We start from the raw sequence: 6,187 nt of genomic DNA, 5'->3' as shown, positions 1-6,187 counted from the left end.
AGAATAACTGCCCCCATAAATTCACTCATAGCAGTCATTGGATTTTCAACTGTTACGGAGATATAATAACCCATTCCAAGACAAAGAATTCCTATTAATGTCCAAAGAATTTGAACTTTAGGCTCTTTTTCTCCACTTTTTTTACTATTTAATAATTCAATTGTTTTACTTCTTTTTATTTCAAATGCATCCCATAAAAACATCAATATATTTAAAACTAAGAAAAAAGCAATAATTATAAAAACAACTTTATATAAAACATAAAATCCCAAAACAGCTTTAACTTTTACAAGCTTTAATAGTACTAAAAATAATAATTTTTCAAAGATAACACCTAAAAGCACACCTATACCTATTGTTCCTAAACCTAGAATAAGTTTTTCTAAAAAGATTATTTTAATTATATGAACTTTATTTAATCCTAAAACATTATATATACCAAATTCAGTTTTTCTTTTTTTCATTAGAAAACTATTTATATAAAATAAGAATATTACTGTAAATATCCCTGTTAAAATAGCTCCCCATATTAGTACTATACGAAGTGTAACACTAATCTCTATAGCTTCTTTATTTTGGCTAATTGATACCATCATATATAAAATACTAACTATAAAAATAGAAATGATTCCATATGGAATATATGTCTGTTTACTTTTTTTGATATTATTTAATGCAAGATTTGAATAAAACATCTTACTCACCACCTTTTGAAATTACTGATAGTGAATTTGAAATCTTTTCATACATATCTTCATTGCTCATACTTCCCTTATAAATTTGATGAAACACTCCTCCATCTCTTATAAATAAAACTCTTTTAGCCCTACTTGCAGCTCTTATACTATGAGTTACCATTAAAATAGTCTGTCCATCATTATTTATCCCATCAAAGATATTAAGTAAATTATCTGCTGATTTTGAGTCTAACGCACCTGTTGGCTCATCTGCTAAAATAAGCTTTGGATTTGTAATAAGTGCCCTTGCTATTGCAGCTCTTTGTTTTTGTCCACCTGATACTTCATATGGCTGCTTATCTAATATCTTTTCTATTTTAAGCATTTTAGCTAATGGAGCTATCTTCTTTTCCATATCTTTATACTTTTCTTTATTTAAGACTAATGGCAAAAATATATTATCTTTTACTGAAAAATTATCTAAAAGATTAAAATCTTGAAATACAAATCCCAAATTTCTTCTTCTAAAATCAGAAAGTTTACTTTCCTTTACCTTAAATGTATCCTCACCATTTAATAAGATTTCACCACTTGTCTGCCTATCAAGTGTTGCAAGTAGATTTAAAAGGGTAGTTTTTCCCGCACCAGATTCCCCCATTATAGCAACATACTCACCCTCTTCAATTGAAAAAGTTATATTGTTAAGTGCATTAACTGTATTTCCTCCAAACCTTGTAGAATATACTTTCTTTAAATTATTAACCTTTAATAAACTCATAAATACCTCCTTAAATTTTTACTATAAGTTAATTATAAGAAATCCTCATATTTCAAACCATAACCTTAGCTTACAATTTCATCTCTAACCTTACATTTATGTAATACTAGCTAATAATCTATAAATTTTTCATTATTCAAAGTAATAATAGCTTTTGTCCCACTATCAACCTTTGATTCTATTTCAAGTTTGTACCCTAGCTTATCAAATATCTCTTTTGCAAGATAAAGTCCTATTCCAGTAGACTTTTTATTAATTCTTCCATTATATCCCGTAAATCCTTTATCAAATATCCTTGGTAAATCCTCTTCATCTATACCAACACCTGTATCCTCTATATAAAGTCTACTTCCCTCTACATATATTGATACTCCACCTGCCCCTGTATATTTAATACTATTTGAAATCAACTGCTCTATTCCAAAAGCTAACCACTTCTCATCAGTCAAAATTTTTAAATTCACAGTTTTATAATTTAATGTAAGTTTCTTTCTTATAAATAGCCTTGAATATTTCTTTATAGAATTTTTTAAAATTATATCTAAATCATATTCACCTATAACTAAATCTGACTCCCCATCTGAAAGCCTTAAATATCCTAGCACCATTGAAACATATTCTTCAATTTTAAATAACTCACCTGATAATTCAGTCTTTTCACTAGCTTTGCTATGTTGCAAAATAAGATTCATTGCAGATATTGGTGTTTTAATTTGGTGTACCCATAAAGTATAATAATCAATCATTTCACTATTATTTTTATCAAAATTTGTTTTAAGCTCTAAATTTTCATCATACAACTTTTGAATTATTTCTTTATATCTTTCTTCTATTAGTCCACCCTCTATATCTAATAAATCTACTTCTATATCAATATTTTCTTTTATATCTTTTAATAAATTATTTTTAGTACAATATTTTTTAAAATCAAATATTCCTATAATAAAACTTATTGTTACGATAAGTAAAATTGCATATAGTATAACTTCTACCTCTATGTTATATAAAAATAAAACTCCACTAAAAATACCAATGTTCATAAAAGCGAAAGCTATAAATTTACTTCTATCCTTTAAATATTTCCCTATCATCTAATTCACCATATATCCTATACCTTTTTTAGTTTTCACAAAATCCTCTATTCCAATAGATGCTAATCGCTTTCTAAGTCTTGCTATATTAACAGTAAGCGTATTATCATCTATAAAACTATCACTATCCCAAAGTTTTACCATAATATCTTCCCTCGATATTGCCTTACCTATATTCTCAAACAATATCTGAAGAATCTTAAACTCATTCTTTGTAAGTTCTAAAGACTGCTCCCTATAAAAAACTGAATACTCATTTATATTTAAAATAATATCTCTATTTTCTAAAATATTAGTTTCATTTCTAAAAGAATAAGTTCTTCTAATAAGAGCTTGTACTTTTGCAACTAAAACAGTTAAATCAAAAGGCTTTGTAATAAAGTCATCCCCTCCCATATTCATAGCCATAACTATATTCATACTCTCAGTCATGGAAGATACAAATATTATTGGAACTTTAGATATTTTTCTAATTTCATTACACCAATGATATCCATTAAAAAATGGTAAACTTATATCAAGTAAAATTATGTCCGGCATATGCTGTGTAAACTCACTCAAAATATTTTTAAAATCACTAGCTACAACAGCCTCATAATCCCAACTTTCTAAAACGCTTTTAATTTCTCTACTAATAATCAAATCATCTTCTACAATTAAAATTTTATACATTTTACCTACCTCTTTCCTAGTCATATTCCCTAATCTAACAAAAAAAAGCTATATCAAAATCATTTATTATTTAGGTTCTTACTCAAGTATGGGTATTTCAAAAAAATGGTTAAATAATAAAAATGGCATTTTCGGATGCCATTTTTTTTGTTAAGTTCTTTATTATATTTTCTTGTTTGGTTAAACTAAAGTTATATCAACGGGGAGACGAAATAAATGAAATATAAAGAGTTAAATGTTAATGAAAAACTATAACAAATTCAAACTTATAAAACGTATTTTATATGGTAGAGCTAATTTAGTCAATCTTTTCAAAAAATGTCACTTAGCATTTCGTGTTAAACGTAAAGATTTTACTTTTAAAAATATGATGATTTATATAAAGATAGAAAAAATATAATAACTAATAGTATTATATTAAATGGTAAATCACTTGAAGATTCAATTTATGAATTATTTACTGGTTCAGAAGGTTTAGAAAGACCTGTTGAGGGAATAAGTTTATTGGTGTATATATATAAAGAAGCAGGTAGAGAATTATTTCTTAGTATACTTGCTAAAGATCAAAACTTTGTAGTAGAGCTTTTGCAAATAGAATTAATAGTCTAAACAATGGACTATTATAGAATAATTTAATATATAAAATTTTACAAACAAACTCTAATATGATATATTTATATCGATTAACAATACTTTTAAAAGGTGGAAATATGAAGAAATATATTATATGGATAATAATAGTTTTAATTTGTGGAACTTATATAATTAATAATTATAGGGTGAAAAATAAAGAGATAAAACCTAATGTTGTAAAATTTAATTTTAATCAAAATATAAAATATGTAACTTTAAGAAAACAGATTGCTAAAAGAATTTATGGAGAATGTTACACATATAGGCATGGAACTGATAGTGAACTAAAAAATACTATAGAAATAATTGTAAAAAATATTTCGGCTAAAAGGTTGGATTCTTCAACTAATTTAGGTACAAAGATTAAATTTAAAATAGATGAGGAATTTATACCAAAACCACCAGAAAACGTAATAGATATTAACTTTATAACTAATGATGATACTACTATGTATAATTCAGTTTATTTTTATTAATATTAATAAAGTTTTAGTATTAAAACTTAACAGTATTGACACCGATTAGGGTTCTTTCTCATCTTTGGGTAAATAGAATAACTAACACATCAGAAAAGGGCATCCGAAAATGCCCTTTTGTTGTATGCTTATTTTTTTATACCCATACTTGAGTAAGAACCATTATTTATAATACATAGGTATTTTGAATACTCAGCCTCAAAATACTATACATTATAAACAACTTTACTTTTGATATAGCCTCTATCCCCTATCTATCCTAATAAGAAATCTAAAATATTCTCACCTTTAGAACTAGCACCAGATTTATATAATTCTGAATAACCACAACTTTTACAACTAATTACAATGAATTTTCTGTTTTGAATATCAAACATTCTTGAAAAACCTGTCCCTGTAGATGCAATTTCATCATGTTCAAATTTATTATGCCCACATTTTACACAACTATATTCTTTCTTTTCCATCTTTTTTCTCCCCTTATTACCCTATTTAAATTTAGTATAACTTATTTATATCCCTTTATTATTACTTCTTTCTTAAATAGTAAAGGGAGGCAAATATTTGCCTCCCTTTACCTATATATTTTTTAAACTGCACTTATAATTCCAATAGCAAGGACTATAACACCCACTCCAAATGCTATTAAAGCCTCCATTATAAGTGTATTATCTATAGCGAAAAGTATCGCACCAGCAATTGCTATAAGGGAACCTACAATTATAAGAATAGCTTGAATCTTACTTACATTTATTCCAATGCCATATTTTCTTTTTAAATTCTTATATACATTTTTCCCCTTACACCTAAAATCATCACATACAACACTTCTGCTTTCCTTGTTATAAGTTAAAACATACTTATAATTTAATGTTGAAAGATAAATCAAGTTTGTGTCATCATCTATAAAACAGTCATATCCTGACTCCTTTGAAAACTTTCTTACACCTTTAGCTGTCACTCTATCAACCATACTATCCACCTCTTAACTAAATATCTTTAATTTAATATTTTTTCTGTATTACTGCTATACTAATAGTACATTTAATTTTCTATTTAAAATTATCAAAACTGTTAAAATCTTTCTATATTTATTAAAAAATGCTATTTTCTATTCACTCTATATCTTAAAACTGTTTTAAGCCTTCCCTCTTCTACTCTTCTAACATCTGATAGATAAATTTCTCTATGTACTAATGTTTTAATTTCAAGATTATTTTCATTTATATATTCTTTCATCTTAGCAAAAGTTTCTGCCTCATTATCATATGAACCTATATGCATCATCTGTACTGATAATCCATCTTTCATCTCTATAAACTGTGCATCTTCTAAATAAATATTTCCTTTTTTCTTACTTCTTGCTATATCAAAAGCTCTATCTACAACATCTTGTGTTACAAACTCTGGCTGCCTTATCATTATAGTATATATAAGTTCATTCTTATCTAAAGTTTCTAATTCCCTGCCCTTCTTTGACAAATCCCAAACTCCTTCTAATGGATAAACTGTATACTCAAAATATCCTTCTGGTATAAAGTTAGTTTTATGCATCATCCTAACCGCATAAGATAACATATATAAAACCTCTATCTTCTTTGTAAATTCCTCACCACTCGGATTCCCCTTTCCTTTTATAGCAAAAAACTTTTGACTAGGAACCTCTATAAGCTCTGCCTTTTGTTTTGATATGTATAAATTTTTTTCTTGTTTTCTCCATTCATGTTTCATAGTTTTTTAGTAAGTATTATTTATCTACTTACCAATCACACCCCCCTTTATAAAATTTGCTAATATATTGATTATATCAAACTTTACCTTTTTTAATATATGTTAATTAACAAAGCAACTTACTCACCT

8 protein-coding genes are annotated in these 6,187 nt (G+C 26.4%); 1 reads left to right on the top strand and 7 read right to left on the bottom strand.

The window, feature by feature from the left end; genetic code table 11:
* From Q0V24_RS13335 to Q0V24_RS13320, 4 genes are all read right to left on the bottom strand, one after another.
* A partial coding sequence (locus Q0V24_RS13335) for an FtsX-like permease family protein (protein ID WP_297522289.1) occupies positions 1-695 on the bottom strand: 695 nt, incomplete at its 3' end.
* 1 nt (position 696) lies between these two features.
* Positions 697-1,455 carry an ABC transporter ATP-binding protein gene (locus Q0V24_RS13330; protein WP_297522288.1) on the bottom strand — a complete coding sequence of 253 codons (759 nt, stop codon included), beginning with the start codon at positions 1,453-1,455 and terminating at the stop codon, positions 697-699.
* A 110-nt stretch (positions 1,456-1,565) separates the two neighbouring features.
* Positions 1,566-2,546 carry a sensor histidine kinase gene (locus tag Q0V24_RS13325; protein ID WP_297522287.1) on the bottom strand — a complete coding sequence of 327 codons (981 nt, stop codon included), beginning with the start codon at positions 2,544-2,546 and terminating at the stop codon, positions 1,566-1,568.
* The gene (locus Q0V24_RS13320; protein ID WP_297522286.1) at positions 2,547-3,218 is read right to left on the bottom strand and encodes a response regulator transcription factor; all 672 of its coding nucleotides are present in this window, start codon (positions 3,216-3,218) and stop codon (positions 2,547-2,549) included.
* A 710-nt stretch (positions 3,219-3,928) separates the two neighbouring features.
* Here Q0V24_RS13320 and Q0V24_RS13315 point away from each other — a divergent pair.
* Positions 3,929-4,327: a hypothetical protein gene (locus Q0V24_RS13315; RefSeq protein ID WP_297522285.1), complete on the top strand. Its 399-nt coding sequence runs from the start codon at positions 3,929-3,931 to the stop codon at positions 4,325-4,327.
* Between the two features lie 254 nt (positions 4,328-4,581).
* Here the strand turns inward: Q0V24_RS13315 and Q0V24_RS13310 are convergent, their stop codons facing one another.
* The 3 genes from Q0V24_RS13310 to Q0V24_RS13300 all read right to left on the bottom strand — a co-directional run bounded on the left by Q0V24_RS13310 (position 4,582) and on the right by Q0V24_RS13300 (position 6,058).
* The gene (locus tag Q0V24_RS13310) at positions 4,582-4,794 is read right to left on the bottom strand and encodes a zinc ribbon domain-containing protein (RefSeq protein ID WP_297522284.1); all 213 of its coding nucleotides are present in this window, start codon (positions 4,792-4,794) and stop codon (positions 4,582-4,584) included.
* A 122-nt stretch (positions 4,795-4,916) separates the two neighbouring features.
* On the bottom strand, positions 4,917-5,300 hold the full coding sequence (locus Q0V24_RS13305) for a hypothetical protein (protein ID WP_297522283.1): 384 nt from the start codon (positions 5,298-5,300) through the stop codon (positions 4,917-4,919).
* 131 nt (positions 5,301-5,431) lie between these two features.
* Positions 5,432-6,058: a GyrI-like domain-containing protein gene (locus tag Q0V24_RS13300; protein WP_297522282.1), complete on the bottom strand. Its 627-nt coding sequence runs from the start codon at positions 6,056-6,058 to the stop codon at positions 5,432-5,434.
* Positions 6,059-6,187: the final 129 nt, after the last annotated feature.

This window comes from uncultured Clostridium sp., assembly GCF_947039605.1.
GTDB lineage: Bacteria > Bacillota > Clostridia > Clostridiales > Clostridiaceae > Sarcina.
This window is presented reverse-complemented; position numbering and strand designations above follow the sequence as displayed.